14 protein-coding genes are annotated in these 20,315 nt (G+C 64.8%); all 14 read left to right on the top strand.

Annotated features, from left to right (window positions below; genetic code table 11):
• Positions 1-43: 43 nt before the first annotated feature.
• Positions 44-3,388, top strand: a complete 3,345-nt coding sequence (locus tag BCEP18194_RS05310) for a type VI secretion system Vgr family protein (protein ID WP_011350298.1) — start codon at positions 44-46, stop codon at positions 3,386-3,388.
• Positions 3,366-3,860, top strand: a complete 495-nt coding sequence (locus BCEP18194_RS05305) for a hypothetical protein (RefSeq protein WP_011350297.1) — start codon at positions 3,366-3,368, stop codon at positions 3,858-3,860. Before BCEP18194_RS05310 ends, BCEP18194_RS05305 begins: the two co-directional genes overlap by 23 nt.
• 102 nt (positions 3,861-3,962) lie before the next feature.
• Positions 3,963-4,433 carry a hypothetical protein gene (locus BCEP18194_RS05300; protein WP_244272801.1) on the top strand — a complete coding sequence of 157 codons (471 nt, stop codon included), beginning with the start codon at positions 3,963-3,965 and terminating at the stop codon, positions 4,431-4,433.
• 141 nt (positions 4,434-4,574) lie between these two features.
• A complete protein-coding gene (locus BCEP18194_RS05295; protein WP_011350295.1) occupies positions 4,575-7,418 on the top strand; it encodes a type VI secretion system Vgr family protein in 2,844 nt (947 codons plus the stop codon).
• A 2-nt stretch (positions 7,419-7,420) separates the two neighbouring features.
• Positions 7,421-8,326: a DUF4123 domain-containing protein gene (locus tag BCEP18194_RS05290; RefSeq protein WP_011350294.1), complete on the top strand. Its 906-nt coding sequence runs from the start codon at positions 7,421-7,423 to the stop codon at positions 8,324-8,326.
• Positions 8,326-11,007 carry a T6SS effector BTH_I2691 family protein gene (locus BCEP18194_RS05285; protein WP_011350293.1) on the top strand — a complete coding sequence of 894 codons (2,682 nt, stop codon included), beginning with the start codon at positions 8,326-8,328 and terminating at the stop codon, positions 11,005-11,007. Before BCEP18194_RS05290 ends, BCEP18194_RS05285 begins: the two co-directional genes overlap by 1 nt.
• Before the next feature lie 5 nt (positions 11,008-11,012).
• Complete coding sequence (locus BCEP18194_RS39240; protein WP_011350292.1) at positions 11,013-12,095, top strand: DUF6708 domain-containing protein; 1,083 nt, start codon at positions 11,013-11,015, stop codon at positions 12,093-12,095.
• 57 nt (positions 12,096-12,152) lie between these two features.
• Positions 12,153-13,235: a DUF6708 domain-containing protein gene (locus BCEP18194_RS39235; RefSeq protein WP_011350291.1), complete on the top strand. Its 1,083-nt coding sequence runs from the start codon at positions 12,153-12,155 to the stop codon at positions 13,233-13,235.
• Positions 13,236-13,292: 57 nt separating this feature from the next.
• On the top strand, positions 13,293-14,369 hold the full coding sequence (locus BCEP18194_RS39230) for a DUF6708 domain-containing protein (protein ID WP_011350290.1): 1,077 nt from the start codon (positions 13,293-13,295) through the stop codon (positions 14,367-14,369).
• 57 nt (positions 14,370-14,426) lie between these two features.
• Complete coding sequence (locus BCEP18194_RS39225; RefSeq protein WP_011350289.1) at positions 14,427-15,515, top strand: DUF6708 domain-containing protein; 1,089 nt, start codon at positions 14,427-14,429, stop codon at positions 15,513-15,515.
• 255 nt (positions 15,516-15,770) lie between these two features.
• Complete coding sequence (locus BCEP18194_RS05260) at positions 15,771-16,715, top strand: dTDP-4-dehydrorhamnose reductase family protein (protein ID WP_011350288.1); 945 nt, start codon at positions 15,771-15,773, stop codon at positions 16,713-16,715.
• Between the two features lie 96 nt (positions 16,716-16,811).
• Positions 16,812-17,720: a LysR family transcriptional regulator gene (locus tag BCEP18194_RS05255; protein WP_011350287.1), complete on the top strand. Its 909-nt coding sequence runs from the start codon at positions 16,812-16,814 to the stop codon at positions 17,718-17,720.
• A gap of 180 nt (positions 17,721-17,900) precedes the next feature.
• Positions 17,901-19,229, top strand: a complete 1,329-nt coding sequence (locus BCEP18194_RS05250; protein WP_011350286.1) for an MFS transporter — start codon at positions 17,901-17,903, stop codon at positions 19,227-19,229.
• Positions 19,230-19,310: 81 nt separating this feature from the next.
• Positions 19,311-20,294: a succinylglutamate desuccinylase/aspartoacylase domain-containing protein gene (locus tag BCEP18194_RS05245; RefSeq protein ID WP_011350285.1), complete on the top strand. Its 984-nt coding sequence runs from the start codon at positions 19,311-19,313 to the stop codon at positions 20,292-20,294.
• Positions 20,295-20,315 lie beyond the last annotated feature (21 nt).

Here is a 20,315-nt window from a genome sequence, read left to right as displayed (position 1 = left end):
ACCGGCGGCGAGCATCGCGGCCGGCGTGACGCAAGAGGACGGAATGGACATTGCTGCTGCATTGAAGGGCTATTCGCAGGCGACTCGCCAGATCCAGATCGATACGGCGATGCCGGGCGCTTTCGCGGTCGAGCGGTTTCATGGCCGGGAAGCGATGGACGAGTCCTTCCGGTTCGAGATCGACGTGCTGTCGAGCACGCCGTTCCTCGACCTGAATCCGCTGCTCGGCACGGCGATCCGCCTGCGTCTCGCGACCGGCGCGGGCGAGCGCTGCTGGAACGGGTACGTCGTGCGGGCCGCGTACAGCGACAGCGACGGCGAGATCACGCGCTACCGGCTGACCATGGCCTCCTGGCTCGAACTGCTCCGGCTGCGCCGCAACTGCCTGTATTTCGTCGGCCTCGATACCGAGGGCATCTGCGAGCGCGTGTTCGGCGACTATCCGGAGGCGCATCGGCGCTATGAACTGAAGGAGCCGTTGCGCACGTTCGATCTGCGTGGCCAGTATCGCGAAACCGACTTCGACTTCGTGATGCGCCAGTTGTCCGAGGCCGGCCTGTCGTTTCGGATCGAGCATGCACAGGACGCCGGCGAGAAACCGTCCGGCAACCATACCGTCGTGGTGTTCGACCGGCGCGCCGAACCGCCCAAAGGCAGCACCGTCGCCTATAACCGGCAGGACGTGGGCGACCCCGACGGCGTATTGACCTATTTCACCACGCGGCACCAACTGGTCCCGGATCGCGTCACGGCCGCGAGCTGGAAAGCCAGCAATCTCGTTGCGCTCGCCGGGCATGCCGAGGGCGAGGCCGATCGCGATGCACCCGCGATGCCCGCGCGCGAAGTGCTGGACGCGCAGCGTGCCGGCCGCTTCGAGACGTCGGACCAGGCGCAGCGCTACGCGTCGCAGCGTCTGGACGCGCTGCGCCTGTCGAAGCGGATTCACTATGGCGCCGGCTCGTCGCGTACGCTGGAGATCGGCAAGGTTCACACGCTGACCGGCTATCCGGACGGTACGGTTTCGTTCGTCCCGCTGACGCTCGAGCACGAGGCGGTCAACAATCTCGGTGCCGATATCGCGCAACTGCTCGAGCACGGCGAACTGGAGCAGGGGCTCTATCGCAACCGCTTTGCCGCGGTGCCGCCGGGCGTGCCGATCGTGCCGCCTCATCGCGACCGGCCGGTCGTGCAGGGCGTGCAGACCGCGATCGTCGTCGGCGAGCCGTCGAACCGGGTGAGCAGCACGCGCGACCACCAGGTGCGCGTGCAGTTTCCGTGGATGCGCGGCACGGCGCCGCTGCCGGGCGGACTGACCGACACCGCGAGCCGGTCGAACCCGCAGGGGCATGCGCCCGGCGACCATCGATCCGGCGTGGTTGCGCGCATCGCCGAACAGGCGGCGGGCCCGAACTTCGGCCACAGCTTTACGCCGCGCATCGGCGCGGAAGTCGTGGTCGGCTTCGACTCGGGAAACATCGACATGCCGGTCGTGCTGGGCCAGCTTTACGGCGGCCGCGTGCAGCCCCCGTTCGCGGCCGGTGAAGGCAGCAGCGCGAATCACGCGGGCGTGCTGACCGGCATGCAGACGCAGACACTCGACGGCACGGCGGGCAGCCGCTGGGTGATGGACGATGCGTCGGGCCAGTTGCGTCATGAACTGGGCAACAGCGTCGCGAACAGCCGGCTTGCGCAAGGCTATCTGATCGATCAGCAGGGCGCGGTTCGCGGTGCCTATCGTGGCGAAGGTTTTGATCTCGCGACCGAAGGCTGGGGCGTCGTGCGGGCGGGCGACGGTGTGCTCGTGTCGGGCACCGCGCGCACGGAAGCGGCTTCGACGCAAATGGATCTGGGAGAAAGCGTTGCCCAGTTGAAGCAGGCGGTGAAGACCGCACAGGGTCTCGACGAGGCGGCGGCGCGTGCAACGGCCGGCCGGCTGACGGCGAACGCCGCGCAGGCGGATTTCCTGAAGGCGATCGATCCCGCGCAGGACGGCAAGTACACGGGTGCGGTGAACGGGCAGAGCGCGACCAAACCGGCTGCCGGCGGAACCGGCGGCAGCGGGGATCCGGTCGAGCGCTTCGCGGTGCCGGCCGTCGTGCTGGAGTCGCCGCAAAACGTCGTGATGAGTACCGGCAACAGTGCGGTGTCCTATGCGGAGAAGCACGTGCACCTGACCGCGCAGGGCGATGCGCATCTGGCTGCCGGCGCGACGGTCGCCGGTGCGTCCGGCGATGCGGCGAGCGTGTACGCGGCCGCAGGCGGAATCAAGGCCGTGGCCGGCCACGGGCCGGTCAGTGTCGAGGCGCATGCGTCGTCGATGCAGATCCTGGCCGACCAGTCGGTGTGCATCACGTCGTCGGATGACCGGATCGACGTGCTCGCGAAGGATGCGATCGTGCTTCAGCAAGGGCCGAGCCGGATCACGCTGAAGGGCGCGGACATCCTGGTCGAGACGCCCGGATCGTTTGCCGTCAAGGCGGGTGCCCATCCGTTCATGGGGCCGGGTGCGCAGTCGCCGGTGCTGCCGGCCTTCCCGATTCCCGTGCCGCTCGCGCTTTACGACGAGCAACTGCGCTTCGTCAACGCGGACGGCGTGCCGCTGTCGAAGGTTGCCTATCAGTTGAAGCTGGCCGACGGCACCACGGCGTCGGGCGTGACCGATGACGCGGGCAAGACCGAGCGCGTGGCGTCGGCGAGCCCGCTGGGGATCCTGTCGGCGCTGCTGACCCCGACCCAGATGGTGGACTGCTGCGGACGCACGTCGGGTACGCCGCCAGCGCCGGTCGAAGTCAAGATCAAGGGCGTGCAGACGAACCAGTTTCAGTTGGGGGAATCGGAGAAGTCGGTCGAGGTCGACGCCCATGAGCGGGTGCTGACCGCGGGCGAAATTGAAATGGCCCGGACAGTCTTCAAGGACGGTATCGACTACGACAAGGTGCGGGTGCACAAAGGGAGTTACTTCTGGTTCAACCTGCAAAACAAGAACACCGCCGTCACGCCGAACGGGAAGATGTATTTCCTTGACGACCTGTACGTCGACGATTTCTCGGCAATGAACGGCCCGAACATCTGGAAAAGAAGCCTGTTCATGCACGAAATGACCCATGTCTGGCAGTACCAGCTTGGGTATGCGGTGCGATGGCATGCGCTGACCGTCACGATTCGAGGACAGAGCGCATACGAATACACCGTCGCGCCAGGTGCGGTATTTCACGATTACAACATGGAGCAGCAGGGCAACCTGGTCGCGGATTACTACGCCGTGCAGGTGCTGAAGGCGCCTTTCGCCGTCTTTCATCGTGGCTACGTCGGCACGCCGTTCGAGCTCGATCATGTCCTTGCTCCGCTCCTCGAGGATCCCAAGAATGCAGACAATCTTCCGAAGTAGTGTGTTGGGTGTGCTCGCGTGCCTGCTCTGTCTGTCGCGCGCGATGGCGACGTCGGAAGCGCCCATCGAGCTGGAAATCAAACAGATCGACGGGAACCCTGCTGCCTGCCTGCCGCTGAATGACGAACGGGCCGAGAGCGTCATCCAGATCCGCACGGTCGGGGTCGCCAGGCCAACCGGCCCGGCGAGCCCCGACGTGACCTACTGGTGGTTCGATGTGCCGGCGGAGGCCAAGCCTGTCTACCTGAAGCGCGGCGAGTGCATCGTGTATGGGCAGCGCGTGAACGGCGCGATCGTCCGGACGCCGCCCAAGCCGCTGGATCTCAATCGGACCTACTACATCTCGATCATTCCGGGCGGGGATTCCGGGCCGGTCTACAGCGCGGCGTTCTGCATGCTCAAGCGGCCCGGTGGCGGCGTGAATATCGCGGTGCCACAGAACGACCGGAATCCATGTGCCGCCAATCACTGAGCGGCGCATGGTGAATATGTTCGAGTTCCTGATTGATTCGAGTGGCGTCGATGCAGCCACGGATGAATACGGAGCATGAGGAGCATGTTGCGAAGCTGCGCAATGGTGGGCGTGTCCTGCTGCCTGCTCGCCTCCCGTGCAGACGCGATGTCGCATGGTCCCGTCCGTCTGGACATCAGGCAGATCGACGGAAAACCGGCTGCTTGCCTGCCGGCAAGTGACGACACGGGTTCCGACCCGATCCAGATCCGCGGGGTCGGTGTGACGAGACAAACCGGCCTGGTCAGTCCCGTTGTCACGTATTGGGAGCTGGAGGTTCCGGAGCGTGCGCCGCCGGTTTATCTGAAGCGAGGCGAGTGTCTCGTCTATGGCCAGACCGTGGCCGGGGCGGTTGTGCGTGCGGCGCCGAGGGCGCTGGACATCAACAAGTTCTACAGCATCTCGATCTTACCGGGTGGGGACTATGGCCCGGTGTACGGCTCGGTGTTTTGCGTGATCAGGCAAGCGGGGGGCGGTGTCCGCATTGCGACGCCGGGGCAGGAAGGGAACCCGTGCGCGCCGGCGGGACACTGAGCGGTGCAATGGGCTCCGAGTCGTGGCGTACCGGCGATTGATCACATTCTGGTGCCGTTCCGGGAGGAGCCAGGGAATGCAGGCGATGTTCCGAAGCAGCGCGCTCGGCTTGCGCGCGTCGTAACGAAAGCGAAAACATTCATGTCGACGAATATGGACGTTCTGAAAAAACTCGCCGGAGACTGGTCGCAGTACGACCGGTTTCTCTGGGTCACCACGCCGCTGGGCGCGAACGCGCTGGTCGCCGAGAGTCTGCACGGGTGGGAGGCGGTCGATCACGGCGGCTACCGGTTTCAGTTGACGGCATTGTCCGGGAACGCGGCGTTGCCGCTGGAGCGCCTGATCGGCGCGCCGATCCTGGTCGAATGGCGTGCGCGTGAAGGCAGCGACGTCCGCCGCCCCGTTCACGGTCACATCATTGCGGCGGAGCGGATCGGCTACAACGGCGGGCTGGCCCGCTTTCGTCTCGAAGTCGAGCCGTGGCTCGCGGTGCTCCGCCAGCGCGTCGATCACTACAATTTCCAGAACGCCAGCGTGCTCGACATCAGCGAGCAGATTTTCGGCTATCACACCGCGGGCACCGTGGCACCCGCGTGGCGCTGGGCGCTGGCCGATCCCGCCAGATACCGCAAGCGCAGCCTGACCACCCAGGCCGGTGAATCCGACTTCGATTTCCTGCAGCGGCTGTGGGCCGAAGAGGGCATCTTCTACTGGTTCGAGCATGCCGGCGACGCCCATACGTCCAGCCTCGGCAAGCACACGCTCGTGCTCGCCGATTCGAACCAGCACTTCACGCCGGACAAGCCGGAGGTCATCGGCTTTCACCAGACGAGCGACGGCGATCCGGCGGGCAGCATCCAGCATTTCATGACCGCGCGTCGCTGGCGGATCGGCCGGGTCGCACGCGCGAGCTGGGATCACCGCACGCTGTCGAACCGGTTGACCGGCGCGCAGGCCGACGGCGTCGCGATGGCTGGCGAAGATCGTGACGTTGCCGGCCCGTATGCGTTCCAGACCGCCGCACTCGGCGATCAGCGCGCGCGCCAGCAACTCGACGCGCAACGCGTCGCCGCGCTGTGCAGCGAAGGGCGCAGCACCTGCATGGCGCTGCATCCGGGAATGCGTTTCGCGATCAGCGGGCATCCGGCGCTGAAGGCGTCGGACGCGTTCGTGTGCCTGCGCGTTCAGCACAGCGTGCGCGCGAACGTCGATGCGGACGTGCACGCCGCGATCGAGCAGACGCTCGGCGACATACCGCCGATGCTGGATACCGACGTGAACGAGTACGGCGTCGCCCATGCGCTGCACGCCGCGCTCGGCAGCGGGACGCACGATGGCGCGCCGCTGGTGGGCAACGAAGCGGTCTATGCGAACAGCTTCGTCGCGTTGCCGGCCGGACAGACGTACCGGCCGCTGAGCGAAGGCGGTCACGGCGCACGCTCGCATCCCGTGGTGGCCGTACAGGGTGCGCAAACGGCGATCGTCGTCGGCGCGGGCGATCCGGTTCACACCGATCGCGATCACCGGGTCCGGATCCAGCACCATGCGCAGCGCGGGCAGAAGGCCGCGAGTCTCGAGGATCATCCGCACGCGGCCAACGCGCCGGCCGACCGGAATGCCGGCACATGGACACGCGTGCTGACGCCGGTCGGCGGCGACAACTGGGGCGGCGTGACCGTGCCGCGCGTCGGGCAGGAAGTGTGGACCGACTGGCTCGAGGGGCAACCGGACCGGCCGGTGGTGGTGGGTTCGCTGTACAACGGCCAGGGCAATGCCGATGCGCAGCACAACGCGCAAGCGGGCGGTCCGGCCAGCAGTACCGGCAATGCGGCCGCGTGGTTCGCAGGCAATGGCCACCCCGCGGCACTGACGGGCATCAAGACGCAGGACCTGAACCTGAGCCAGCAAGGGACGGGCGGCTATCGGCAGTTCCTGCTCGACGACACGGCCGGCGAGGCGAGTGCGCGTCTTTATACGACGGACCACAACAGCGGGTTGACGCTGGGTCATCTCAAGCAGATTCAGGACAACCAGCGGCAAGCCGATCGCGGGTATGGCATGGAGTTGACGACCGACGCTGCCGCTGCGTTGCGCGGCGGCTCGGGCATGCTCGTCAGCGCGGCGCGTGGCGCCAGCCAGATGGACGCGAGTGCGGCGGGCCAGGTGCTGACCCAGAACCGTCAACTGCTCGACGGCCTCGCGGAGGCGGCGCGCGCGCAAGGTGCCGAGCCGGCACAGCCCGCGGCAAGCGTCGGCGCGGGGGCGGATGACGCGGGGCATGCGACGGGGCCCGGCACGTCGACGCAATCGGCCGCCGTGACCGGGTTGCAGCAGAGCGAGCAGGCGCTGGCCGAAAAGCGCGACGGCCGAACGTCTGCCCAGGCCGGCGGCGGAAGCGGTAGCGCTGCCGCATGGTCGCGTCCGCATGTCGTCGCGCATGGCGCGGACGGTCTCGCCGCCGTGACGCCCGGCAGCCAGGTCTGGGTGTCGGGGACGGAGACCGTGCTGAGCGCCGGCCAGGATCTGCAATGGACGGCCAAGGGCAAGACAACCCTGGCGGCGACGCACGGCGTCGCGTTCTATACACAGGGCAACGCCGCGGGCGAGCGGCCCGTCGCCGGGCAAGGCATCGCGTTGCACGCGGCCTCCGGCGCGGTAAGCCTGCAGGCGCAGAATGCGGGCACGCTCGGCGCGGCCGCGCAGCAGGCGGTCGTGCTGTCGAGCAGCCAGGGCGCGGCGAATCTGCAGGCACCGAAGCGTCTGCTGCTGAATGCCGCGAAAGCGTACCTGAAGATGGAGGGCGGCAATATCGAGGTCGGCGCGCCGGGGCGGGTGGAATTCAAGTCGGCGCAGCGCGAACTGACCGGGCCGCGAGGCGCGGGCGGGCAAACCTCGTTGGGCAGCAGCAGCGCGAAGGATTGCCAGTTGCGCCTGTCGGGCGCGGCCGCGAGCCACGACAGCGTCGTCATGCTGCCGGCGGGCTGACGATGGAACGCATCGACTTCGACGGTCACGCGCTCGATGCGCGCCACCACCTGCTGCTCGACCCGTTGCAGGGCGACGTGGACGCGATGCTGTCGTGGCAAGACTTCCCGTTGCGTGCGCTGGCGCCGCCCGGATTCGACGCGCAGTCGCGGCAGTTGCCGTCCCTGCTGGCCTGGCAGGACTTGGGCGACGTGCAACGCACGCAGGCGTTGCGCTTGCTGACCGATCGCGACGAGGCGATCGCCGCATCGCTGTGCGTCGGGCTGCTGCAGTCCGACGCGGCGTCCGCATACGTGCGCGCGCATTTGCGGCAATTGCTCGTGCCGCATTTTCCCGATGGCGCGCGCGGCATATTCCGCTTCTACGACCCGGTTGTATTCCTGCATCTGGGCTGGATGCTCGACGCGGGCCAGCGGTCCGTGCTGTTCGGACCCGTGTCGGTGTGGACGTTCCCGTCGGACGGCGCGTGGTTTGCGCAATCGACGCCGTTGCAGGGATCGCATCACGTGCGTTTCGCGCCAGGCGAGCCGGTGTGGCGTCGCATCGGGCGTATCGGTACGGCGCACGCCGCACTTGAAACCGAGCCCGCGTGGCGTGCCGAGCCGCTGCTGTACGGGCCGCAGGTCGAAGCGTGGCTCGTCAGGGCCGAAGCGCATGGCCTGAGCGAGCGCGACGACGTCGTGGCGTTCGCACGGCACGGAATGTTGAAGCATCCGGGGTTCGATACGCACCCCGAAGTCATTGCGACGTTGCAGCAGTGCGCGGGGCACCCCACCCGTTACCGGCGTCTCACGTCGCTCTGGAGCGATGACGACTGGCGGGCCATCGTTCGGGATCTGGAGCGAGCGGCCGACGCGAGACGTGTTGCACCGGCGAATACCGATCACTCGACGCAAGGAGCGAGTTGATGACGACACCCTGCCCCTTCTGTGAAAAGAAAGGATTGCCGATCCTGCCGATCCGCTATGGCATCGCGCCGACGAAGACGTTCGGGACCTACAAGGTCCCGCACCCGCCACCCGACGCGACAGCGCTGCTGGGGCCGGCCGAGGTGCCGCTGGACGTCAACGAAACCGTCTATACGGGGCGCACGTTGCGCCCAGGCTACCTGTACCTGTTCTACGAGACGCATCAGCACTGGGAAGCGTATGCCGTCGATGAATCGGGAATCCTGTCGAGCGTGCCGCTCGTCGACGACAAGCCGCCCGGTGGCGATCGTTTCCACGAGGACTGCAAGCGCGATGCGAACAAGCTGGCCAATGCGTCGGTGATCACGATCCAGGATCCCGCCAGCGCGGGCAAGGTGTGGTTCGGGTTTTCCGACGCGTGGTGGACCAAGGCGATTCGCGACAACAATGCGGGATTGTCCGCGAAAGAGCGGAAGAAGTTCATGCGTCTCGTCGATATCGGCGCCTGGTACAACCACGGCACGCCGGGGGCGCCGCAACCCGAGCACGCGTTCCAGATTTACCAGGTCGACATGATCGTCGCTGAATATGCGATGACGCTCCTGGACGAGGTGAGCGCGTTGCGCTGGAGTCCGTTCCTGTGCCGCGACATCCTGTCCGCCACGACGCTCAAGAAGGTATGCGACGGGTTGGCGCCCGCGAAGGGGCTGGTGCTGGCGCTCCAGGATCCGGCCGGCATCGCGCAGGAAATTCCGGCGTACATGAATGCGCGATGGGAGGGATTCTCGGATCAGTGGAAACGGCCGACCGACCTGGATACGAACCTGACGAACCTGCAGGCCGCGGTCGAACGTCAGGCCGAGATGAATCTGTACAACAGCCGGGTCCGGAAATCGCAGGACGATTACAACCAGCTGGTGAATAGCGGCGGGACGGCTTTCCTGCTGGAAAGCTATCGCAAGCAGATGCAGCCGCTGCTCGACGAGGCCAAGAAAGTGAAGTTCACGGCGGCCGACCTCGAGCACGCGCGCAAGGAGGAGTGGGGCAAGTACGACAAGCTGATCAATCCCAACCTGCGCAAGACGTATCGGGAGCAGTATGAAAAGGCGTCCGACGACTACGACAACCGGATCATGCTTCCGCTCGCAAAAGCCCACGTGGCCTGGATGAGAAGCGCCGGCATGACGACGGTGTTCGATTACCACTTCGACGCGAAGGACATCAACACCGGGGTTGGCTTTACCGCGTTGTTTGCGGCGTGCGTGATGGGGACGGGGGGCTATGCGCCGTGCGTGAAGCTCTACGATGAATGGTTGCAAGGCGGCATGGCCGCTCACAACCTGATATGGCGATCGCTGTTCTTCAACCATCCCGAGCTGAAGGCCCATGCTTCAGAGGTCAGCGCGGGCGCGCAGAAGAATGACGGCAAGACGGCTGATACGGCCAACAATCTGCCGAACCCCGGCAAATGGTCGAAGCTGTTTTCGCTGTACAAGACCGTGATCAGCAAGCTCAAGATGGCCGGGGAAAATGCGTACAAGACGATCGACAGCAAGAATACGCTGCCGGAACTGATCGTGGAACTCGGGCCGCGGATGGTGGCCGTGATCAAGGAACGCAACCCGGCGTCCGAAGACCTGAAGACGGTACTGGGGATGCACGCAGGCATGCCGGTGCAGCGGTTGCAGGTGGTGGGCACGCGGCGCGACGTGTTCACCGAGATGCACCAGGCGCTGGAAACCCTGCAGCCTGCCGCGAGCGGTCCGGACAAGGCCGATCGGGCGATGATCGTGCAGGCGCGGATGGCCATCCTGGAAGAGGAGGCGAAGAAGGCCGGCTACAGCCTCGACGAGGAAGTCCGGTCGTGGAACCTGCTGCTGGACGCCAGCGAGGCCGACAAGGACGCGTTGTATCGGCTGCCTTCCGAAGCGCAGGGCAAACTCGCGGCCGACCGATTGCTGTCGCTCGGGAAGGCGCCGGGCGCGGAGGTGGTCACGAAGGTCTCGGTCAGCAGCTATATGGGCACGGTGCTGCGCTATGCGCGATCGCCCGGCATGCTCGCGTCGGTGTCGTTGGTGTTTTCGACGCTGGGGTGGGCGACCGCCCAGGACGCGATGGGCAAGGCGCTGAAGAGCGAGGAGGGACGTGTGGGATGGGCGTTCAGGTCTGCGACGGTCGGTCTGATGGGCGGCATGCTGGATCTGGTCAGCACGGGCATCAAGTCGGCCGGCGTGCGGCGATTGCCGTTGCTGGGGCCGGTGGCGAAGAGTTTGGGGGGTGGTTTTCTGCGCTTTATAAAGGTGGGTGGCTCGGGGGCGGGCGCGGTCGTGATGTGGATTGCGGTGGGGATCGACGCGGTTAATTTGTATGACGCAGCGGTCAAAAATCATGAATTGGGCGTTGCGGGCCTTTATTTCATGCGACTCGCGGGAGAGACTTATCTGGCCTTCGGTCTCACGCGAGTACTTGTTGTTGCGATTCTGAGCGGCAGTGAAGTGGAAGCGTTAGGACCTCCTGCCTGGATTGTCACGGCAATCGTTTTGATCATTTCCGTAGTGATCGATATTTTCAAGGACCCTCCCACGCTGACGTGGACGCGCAACTGCCTATGGGGGCCCGCCAATAGCTATCATGACGGTCCGGAAGAGCAAGCCGATTTCAACAAGGCAACTGCAGGGTAATCGATATGAGTGACGATTCGTCAGCAAAGGCCTATTGGGGGCAGCTGTTCAGCAAGCGTTATTGGCGTGAGGTGCAGTTTGGATTGCCGCCGAAAGATCCGTGGGAACCCACAGCCGAGATGCTCGCGTACCGGCTTGACAGGAGCAAGCCGGCACGTATTGAAGGTGCGCCAACTGACCAGGGTATGGCTGTTGCGTGCAACGCAACCTACCTGGAAGTAGCGGACGGTCGCTATATGCGACGCGGTTTCGGCGGGATGATGTTTTCATTGCTTTTGGCGCCGTTCCTGTTCGCGTTGGGTATCGTCCTTTGGGTCATTTTTTTTGATCCGGACGGGTCGATATGGTGGTCGTTGCTTTATTCGGCGCTGTTTCTGCTGATAGGTATGCCCCTGCTTTTCATGATCGGCTACCAATGGAAACTGGAGATGTTGGACTACACCTACAAACCGATCCGGCTGGTGCGGTCCACGCGCAAGGTTCACGTGTTCCAGCACAACGGTCCCGACGGGGTGTGGTCGCTGGACTGGGACAAACTGGTGTTCTGCCTGAAGAAGGGCGGATTGAACTGGGGCATATTGGGCTATCTGCCCGACGCGAGCGGCCAGGCGACGCATGCGTTTTACCTGGGCGCCGTGATGCCGGTTCACCCGAAGGGTATCGGGCCGGACGAGCCGTTGCTTGCACACTGGGAATACTTCCGTCGTTACATGGAGGAAGGCCCGGCGAGCGTGCCGGCACCGGATGTGCTTCTGCCCATCGAAAACCGACGTGAACCGTTTCTTTATGGGGTGTACCGCCTATGGCAGATGTTCGGCCCGTTCGCAGTGCTGTTCGCGCCGGTCACGACGCTGGCGGGCGTGTTTCGCTGGATCGGGATGCGAATGAGTCGCCTGCCACGCTGGCCGGCGGAAGTGGCCGCGCAATGTCAGGTGTCCCCGGAAGATGCAACCGTGCAGCCCAAGAAGAAAGCGACGGACAACAGCGTGGGCGTCGCCTTGGGTGTCGTGGTGATGCTGGCGCTGGATGTCGTGTTGTTCTGGTTGTTGTTCACGCGCGTGTTCGAAATCGATCGTCTTTTTACCTGAAGGTCCTGAACCCCGAGAGGCGTCGTTGATCAAGCGGATAACAACGCGGGCACCGACATGAGCGACGACACGTCGACAAAGGCCTACTGGAGCCAACTGTTCAGCAAGCGATATTGGCTCGAAGTAGAGTTCGGCATGCCACCGAAGGATCCTTGGGCGCCGACGGGTGAAATGCTCGCGTACGAACTTGGCAAGACTAAGTCGGCACGGATCACCGGGCAGCCGACGTCGCTGGATATGGCCGTGTCGCACAACGCCACCTATCTGGAAGTCGCCGACAGTCGATACATGCGACGTGGCTTCGGCGGGATGGTGTTCACGCTTCTGCTGATGCCGCTTCTGTTTGTCGACACGCTGGTATTGATCTCGGTCTTTACCAATCGATTCGACTCGATTGCGCTGTCGCTGGTGCTTCTGGCGTTGCTTGTGATCTTGGGCGTCCCTTTGCTTTTCATGATCGGCTACCAATGGAAACTGGAGATGCTGGACTACACCTACAAACCGATCCGGCTGGTGCGGTCCACGCGCAAGGTTCACGTGTTCCAGCACAACGGCCCCGACGGGGTGTGGTCGCTGGACTGGGACAAACTGGTGTTCTGCCTGAAGAAGGGTGGATTGAACTGGGGCATATTGGGCTATCTGCCTGACGCGAGCGGCCAGGCGACGCATGCGTTTTACCTGGGCGCAGTCATGCCGGTTCACCCGAAGGGTATCGGGCCGGACGAGCCGTTGCTTGCGCACTGGGAATACTTCCGGCGTTACATGGAGGAAGGCCCGGCGAGCGTGCCTGCTCCGGATCTGCTTCTGCCCATCGAAAACCGCCGTGAACCGTTTCTTTATGGGGTGTACCGCCTATGGCAGATGTTCGGCCCGTTCGCAGTGCTGTTCGCGCCGGTCACGACGCTGGCAGGCGTGTTTCGCTGGATCGGGATGCGAATGAGCCGCCTGCCGCGCTGGCCGGCGGAAGTGGCCGCGCAATGTCAGGTGTCCCCGGACGATGCCACCGTGCAACCCAAGAAGAAGGCGACGGACAACAGCGTGGGCGTCGCGATGGGTGTCGTGGTGATGCTGGCGCTGGATGTCGTGTTGTTCTGGTTGCTGTTCACGCGCGTGTTCGAAATCGATCGTCTTTTTACCTGAAGGTCCTGAACCCCGAGAGGCGTCGTTGATCAAGCGGATAACAACGCGGATGCCGAGATGAGCGACGACGCGTCGGCGAAGGCCTATTGGGGACAACTGTTCAGCGAGCGCTATTGGCGCGAGGTGGTGATTGGATTGCCTCCGAAGGAGCCTTGGGCGCCGACGGGGGAGATGCTTGCTTACGTCCTCAGTAAAGCAAAGCCAGCGAAAGTAGATTGCCAACCGGCTTCGCTGGACATGGTAGTCGTACGCAACGAAACCTACATGGAAGTAGCCGACAGCCAGTATGCGCGGCGTGGATTCGGTGGAATGGTGTTTTCATTGTTTGAATTGCCGATTATTGCCTTCTTGGCTATCCCTTTTTATGGTTTTTCAAATTACGGAGTGACACTCCCTCTGGTTTTCGCTTCCTTGCTGATTTTTCTAATGTTCATCCCTTTGTTTGTTTGGGTGGGATACCAGTGGAAGCTGGACATGTTGGGCTATACCTGCAAACCGATTCGGCTGGTGCGCTCGACACGCACGGTTCACGTGTTCCAGCACAGCGGCCCCGGCGGCACCTGGTCGCTCGATTGGGACAAGTTGGTGTTCTGCTTGAAGAAGAGCGGGCTGAACTGGGGGGCGCTAGGTTATTTGCCTGACGAGAACGGTCAGGTGACGAAGGCTTTCTATCTCGGCAACGTCATGCCGGTCCACCCGGGCGGTATGCGGTCGGATGAGCCGTTGCTTGCACACTGGGAATACTTTCGTCGTTACATGGAAGAAGGTCCGGCGGGCATGCCTGTTCCGGAATTTCTGCTGCCTATCGAGAATCGTCGCGAGCCGTTCCTTTATGGCGTGCGGCGACTGTGGCAGATGTTCGGCCCGTTCGCGATTTTGTTTGCTCCGCTCACGACGCTGGCGGGCCTGTTTCGCTGGTTGGCCATGCGAATGAGCAGCCTGCCATGCTGGCCGGCGGAAGTGGCCGCGCAATGTCAGGTGTCCCCGGATGATGCAACCGTGCAACCCAGGAAGAAAGCGACGGACAACAGCATGGGCGTCGCGATGGGAGTCGTGGTGATGCTGGCGTTGGACGTCGTGTTGTTCTGGTTGCTGTTCACGCGTGTGTTCGAAATCGATCGTCTTTTTACCTGAAGGTCCTGAACCCCGAGAGGCGTCGTTGATCAAGCGGATAACAACGCGAGTACCGAGATGAGCGACGACACGTCGGCAAAGGCCTACTGGAGCCAATTGTTCAGCAAGCGCTATTGGCGCGAAGTAGTGATCGGATTGCCTCCAAAGGATCCGTGGGCGCCGACAGTCGACATGCTTGCGTACCGACTCGATAAAACGCGGCCGACGTCCATCGAAGGTGAACCGGTATCGCTGGAGATGGTAGTGGCTCGCAATGACACCTATATGGAAGTGGCAGACGGTAGCTATATGCGGCGTGGCTTTGGCGGGATGGTTTATACGCTGATGGCGTTGCCGATCCTGGTTATTTCATATGCTGCATTGATTGATGTAATTCTCAACTTCAAGACTATCGATAATTTGGTGGCGGCAGTATCGGCTGCAATTTTTGCGGGCGCGATCGGGACACCTTTGGTTATCCTGATGGGTTATCAGTGGAAGCAGGACATGCTGGGCTATACCTACAAGCCGATCCGGCTGGTGCGCGCCACACGCAAGGTTCATGTGTTCCAGCACAACGGCCCCGACGGGGTGTGGTCACTCGACTGGGACAAACTGGTGTTCTGCCTGAAGAAGGGCGGATTGAACTGGGGCGTGCTCGGCTATTTGCCCGACGCAAACGGGCAAGTGACGCATGCGTTTTACCTGGGCGCCGTCATGCCGGTTCATCCGAAGGGTATCGGGCCGGACGAACCATTGCTTGCACACTGGGAATACATCCGTCGTTACATGGAGGAAGGGGCGACGAGTGTGCCGGTGCCGGATCTGTTGTTGCCCATCGAAAACCGCCGTGAACCGTTTCTTTACGGTGTGTACCGCCTATGGCAGATGTTTGGCCCGTTCGCGGTGTTGTTCGCACCGGTCACGACGCTCGCGGGCCTGTTCCGCTGGCTGGCCATACGAATGAGCAGCTTGCCGCGCTGGCCGGCGGAGGTGGAGGCGCAATGTCGGGTGTCACCGGATGATGCAACTGTACAACCCAAGAAGAAAGCGACCGACAACAGCGTGGGCGTCGCGATGGGTGTCGTGGTGATGCTGGCGCTGGACGTCGTGTTGTTCTGGTTGTTGTTCACGCGCGTGTTCGAAATCGATCGTCTTTTTACCTGAAGGTTCTGAACCCCGAGAGGCGTCGTTGATCGAGCGGATAAAAACGCGGGCACCGCGACGAGCGACGACGCGTCGGCAAATGCCTATTGACGCGAAGTAGTGACCGGCTTGCCTCCAAAGGATCCGTGGACGCCGACGGTCGACATGCTTGCAACCGACTCGATAAAACGCAGCCGACCTGGCAGGGGAGTCGACATCAGTTGCCCGTTCTTGTATAGATTGGGGATCCCCGTTCCCCTTTCATAGATAGCTACCGTGCCGCACCCGACCATCCTCCTCATCGGCGCAGCCGGCCTCCTCGGCCGCGCGGTTGCCGCATCCCTGGCCCGCGAATCGTCGCTGAACCTCGTCGCAACGATCCGGAACCCGCAAGGCGCAGGCGCAAAACGCCTCGCACTGCCCCCGGAGAACCTCGCTGAACTCGACGTCCTCGACGAGCCGGCCCTCGAACACCTCTTCGCCACCCGCCAACCGGCTGCCGTGATCATCTGCGCGGCCGAACGCCGCCCGGACGTCTGCGAACGCGACCCTGCCGGCGCCCGCGCTATAAACGTCACCGCCCAGGCCCGCATCGGCGCGCTCGCCGCGCGCTACGGCGCATGGACGCTCGGCATCTCCACCGACTACGTCTTCGACGGCAAGGCGGCCCCGTACCGCGAGGACGCCGCCCCGAATCCGCTGAACATCTACGGCCGCACGAAGCTGGAAGGCGAGGCGGCACTGCTCGCCGCGTCGCCGCTGTCGTGCGTGCTGCGCCTGCCGCTGCTCTTCGGCCCGATCGTCGACTGGAGTGAATCGGCGGTCACGAGCCTCGTGCCGGCGATCGTCGCCTCCGCCCGGCCGGGCGCCGACGCGGTCGGCATGGACGCATGGGCGATTCGTTACCCGACCTATACGCCGGACGTCGCGGACGTCATCCGCGACCTGACGCTGCGCCATCTCGCGGGGGCGTCGATCACGGGCCTCCGTCACTGGTCGGGCGAGGCGCCGATGACGAAGTACGACATCGCGCAGCGGATCGCGGCCGCGCTCGGCATCGACGCCGCGCTCAAGCGGATCGACCAGCCGACCGACGCGACGCCGCGCCCCTACGATTGCCACCTTGACGCATCGCGCGTGCGCTCGGCCGGGATCGATCACGCGACGCCGTTCGATACCGCGCTGCGCGCCGTGCTGCGCGATGCACCGCAGGTGCTGTAGGATCGGGCGCCACTCGCGGCCCGCGCCGCTCGCGTCACGCATGCCGTTCGCGAGCGAGCCCGACCCGCACCTCATCGCCCACCCAGGAGCCCAGCCATGCAACTGAAATGGCTCGAAGACTTCGTCGAACTCGCGCGCACGCGCAGCTTCACGCGCGCAGCCGAGAACCGCTTCGTCACGCACCCGGCGTTCGGCCGCCGCATCCGGTCACTCGAGGAATGGGTCGGCACGCGCCTGATCGCACGCACGAAGCCGCTCGAACTGACGGCGGCCGGCACCGTGTTCCTCGATGCGGCGTCGAACGCGCTCGACATCCTGCACGGCGCCCGCACGCAACTTCAGGAAGCGGCGCCGGTGCTGGAGAACAATCTCCGGATCGCGACCGGCCGCACGCTCTCGGCCACCTTCTTCCCCGACTGGTACGACGAAACGGTTGCGCGCGCAGGCTTCTTCACGGCGACCATATCGACCGGCAGCGCGGAGGAAGCAATCCTGCAGCTCACGGCCGGCGATGCCGACATGCTGATCGTCTATTCGAGCCCGCATACGCGGCTGCTGATCGATCGCGACCGCTTCGACTGGCTGTCCGTCGCGCGCGAGGTGCTGGTGCCGGTCAGCGCATTCGACGCGCGCGGCAGCGTGCGCTACCGGCTGCCGGCCGGGCAGGCGCCGGTGCCGTGGCTCGCGTTCGCGCGCATGCTGACGCTGCGCGCGGTGCTGGCGCGCCATCTGGCCGAAATGCCGAACCGCCCGACGTTGCGCCCCGTGTACCAGGCCGATTCGTACGAAGCAATCCTCGCGATGGCGCGTCGCGGGCTCGGCCTCGCGTGGTTGCCGCAGCGGCTCGTCGCCGACGACGTGCGGCGCGGCGAGCTTGCGATCGTCGGCGGCGCCGACTGGCAGATCGGCTTCGACATCGCGCTGTACCGGCGCCGGAACGATCCGCACCCGGTACTGGATGCGATCTGGCGCACCGCGCCGTCACGCGAAGACGGCGAGGCATAGCCTCCGCAGGCAGCGGCGGCGGGGCCGCGCGCCGATCGGCACGATTGCGTGCCGAAACGGCACGAACGCCCGCCCCGCGTTGCCTACACTCCGCGCTTGACTGGCCCGAACGGCCGCCGGCCACGCCGCGCGCCGTCTTTCAAAATCCTGACGGCCAGCATTACCGGAGGAGCACAAGGGATGACCCGCAACACGCACGCCGCGACGCCGGCCCCGCACAACCCGTGGCGCGAGATCTGCGCCGCGAGCATTGGCAACGCGCTGGAGTTCTACGATCTGCTGATTTACGGCTATTTCGCGATCGTGATCGGCCAGCTGTTTTTCCCTACGCACGACGCGGCGACTTCGCTGCTGCTGTCGGTGGGCACATTCGGCATTTCGTTCGTCACGCGCCCGCTCGGCTCGATCGTGCTCGGCAGCTATGCGGACCGCGCGGGCCGCAAGGCATCGCTGACGATGTCGATCGGGCTGATGATGCTCGGCACCGCGATGATCGCGTTCGCGCCGACGTATGCGCAGATCGGCATCGCGTCGCCGCTGCTGATCATCGTCGCGCGGATGCTGCAGGGCTTCTCGACCGGCGGCGAATTCGGCGCGGCGACCGCTTTCATGGTCGAGCAGGCCGATGCGAAACGGCGCGGCTTCTTCGCGAGCTGGCAGATGTCGACGCAGGGGCTCGCGACGGTGCTCGCGGCCGGCGTGTCCGCGCTGCTGAGCCTGCTGCTGACGACCGACCAGCTGCATGCATGGGGCTGGCGCGTCGCGTTCTCGGTCGGGCTGCTGATCGGCCCGGTCGGGCTCTACATCCGCCGCAACATCGACGAACCGGCCGATTTCCGTCGGCTCGGCGAGAAGGGGCGCGCGAAGTCGCCGCTGCGCGACGTGTTCGCCCGCGATCGCGCGAACCTGCTGCTCGGCGCGGGCGTCGTCGCGACGGCCACGGCGTTCAACTACGTGCACAAGCTGTACATGCCGACCTACGCGGTCAAGCAGCTGCATATCCCGGCCACGTCGTCGTATCTCGGCGCGGTCGTCACGGGCGCGATGCTGATGGTCGCCGCGCCGGTCGTCGGGCACCTGTCGGATCGTTTCGGCCGCATCCGCGTGATGCTGATCGCGCTGATCCTGGTCGGCGTCACGACGTGGCCGCTGTTCGTGATGTTGAACCGCTATCCGACGGTCGAGACGCTGCTCGCGGTGCAGGCGCTGGTCGGCCTGCTGATCGCGGTGAGTCTCGCGCCGTTGCCGGCGCTGCTCGCCGACATCTTCCCGACGAGCACGCGCGGCACGGGCCTCGCGCTGTCGTACAACTTCTCGGTGACGCTGTTCGGCGGCTTCGCGCCGCTGATCGTGACCTGGCTGATCGACGCGACGCACAACAAGCTGGCGCCGAGTTTCTACGTGATGGCCACAGCCGTGCTCGGGATCACGTCGGTGATCTCGCTCGGCCGCCGGATGCGCGGTGCGGCCGCCGCTACCGCGCCGTCGACTCGCGCGACCGAGGCGTGACGCGCCGGCCCCTGGCCCGAATCCGGCGCAACCGGCCCACGCCGGCTGCGCCTTTCCCGAACCCTGTTGAGCCTTTCCGACATGACCACGCTTGAAGCCATCCGCGCCGCATTGCCGGCCTATCCGATCGAAGTGGCCTTCCCCGACATCTCGCGCTGGCGCGCGGGCAATACGGGCATCGACTATCTGCACACGTTCGACAGCGGCCGGCCCGGCAAGCACGTGATGATCCTCGCGCTGACGCACGGCAACGAAGTCAGCGGCGCGATCGCGGTGGACACGTTGCTGGCCGCGGGTTTGCGCCCGGTTGCGGGCCGCCTGTCGCTCGGCTTCGGCAACGTCGGCGCGTACGAGCACTTCAGTGCGGAGAACGCCGATGCGACGCGCTACCTCGACGAAGACATGAATCGCGTGTGGACGCCGGCCGCGCTCGACGGCGCGCGCGACAGCCGCGAGCTTGCGCGTGCGCGCGCGATGCGTCCGCTGCTCGATACGGTCGACCTGCTGCTTGACATTCATTCGATGCACGAAGCGTCCGCGCCGTTGATGATGACCGGGCCGCTCGAGAAGGCGATCGCGCTGGCGGCCGCAATCGGCACGCCGGAGCACGTGATCATCGATCGCGGCCATGCGAACGGCACGCGGCTGCGCGACTACGGCGGCTTCGGCGATCCGGCGAGCGCGAAGAATGCGCTGTTGATCGAGACGGGCCAGCACTTCGCCGCGAGCGCACGCGATGTCGCGCTCGACAGCGCGGCGCGTTTCCTGCTGCATGCAGGCGTCGTCACACGCGAAGACGTCGCGACGTTTCTTACGCAAGCCGCGCCGGTGCGGCAGAAGTTCGTCGAGATCACGGAGCCGGTCATCGCGCGATCGATGGCGTTCCGGTTCTCGCAGCCGTTCACGGGGCTCGAAGTGATCGAGAAAGCCGGCACCGAGATCGCGCGCGACGGCGACGACGTGATCGTCACGCCGTACGACAACTGCGTGATCGTGCAACCGTCGATGCGCCATCTCGGCGTGAACGTCACGATGATGCGGCTGGGGCGATTGCTGGATCGCTGATACCGCCTGCGGCGGGCCGCC

It is taken from the genome of Burkholderia lata (assembly GCF_000012945.1).
In the GTDB taxonomy this organism is placed as follows: Bacteria; Pseudomonadota; Gammaproteobacteria; order Burkholderiales; family Burkholderiaceae; genus Burkholderia; species Burkholderia lata.
The sequence above is the reverse complement of the archived record's forward strand: the minus strand, read 5'-3'. Positions and strand labels throughout refer to the sequence as shown.

Bases quoted from the DNA above. Each gene is read 5' to 3' on its own strand.
- BCEP18194_RS05310 (WP_011350298.1), top strand. From the start codon at position 44: ATGGACATTGCTGCTGCATTGAAGGGCTATTCGCAGGCGACTCGCCAG.
- BCEP18194_RS05305 (WP_011350297.1), top strand. From the start codon at position 3,366: ATGCAGACAATCTTCCGAAGTAGTGTGTTGGGTGTGCTCGCGTGCCTG.
- BCEP18194_RS05300 (WP_244272801.1), top strand. From the start codon at position 3,963: ATGGTGGGCGTGTCCTGCTGCCTGCTCGCCTCCCGTGCAGACGCGATG.
- BCEP18194_RS05295 (WP_011350295.1), top strand. From the start codon at position 4,575: ATGTCGACGAATATGGACGTTCTGAAAAAACTCGCCGGAGACTGGTCG.
- BCEP18194_RS05290 (WP_011350294.1), top strand. From the start codon at position 7,421: ATGGAACGCATCGACTTCGACGGTCACGCGCTCGATGCGCGCCACCAC.
- BCEP18194_RS05285 (WP_011350293.1), top strand. From the start codon at position 8,326: ATGACGACACCCTGCCCCTTCTGTGAAAAGAAAGGATTGCCGATCCTG.
- BCEP18194_RS39240 (WP_011350292.1), top strand. From the start codon at position 11,013: ATGAGTGACGATTCGTCAGCAAAGGCCTATTGGGGGCAGCTGTTCAGC.
- BCEP18194_RS39235 (WP_011350291.1), top strand. From the start codon at position 12,153: ATGAGCGACGACACGTCGACAAAGGCCTACTGGAGCCAACTGTTCAGC.
- BCEP18194_RS39230 (WP_011350290.1), top strand. From the start codon at position 13,293: ATGAGCGACGACGCGTCGGCGAAGGCCTATTGGGGACAACTGTTCAGC.
- BCEP18194_RS39225 (WP_011350289.1), top strand. From the start codon at position 14,427: ATGAGCGACGACACGTCGGCAAAGGCCTACTGGAGCCAATTGTTCAGC.
- BCEP18194_RS05255 (WP_011350287.1), top strand. From the start codon at position 16,812: ATGCAACTGAAATGGCTCGAAGACTTCGTCGAACTCGCGCGCACGCGC.
- BCEP18194_RS05250 (WP_011350286.1), top strand. From the start codon at position 17,901: ATGACCCGCAACACGCACGCCGCGACGCCGGCCCCGCACAACCCGTGG.
- BCEP18194_RS05245 (WP_011350285.1), top strand. From the start codon at position 19,311: ATGACCACGCTTGAAGCCATCCGCGCCGCATTGCCGGCCTATCCGATC.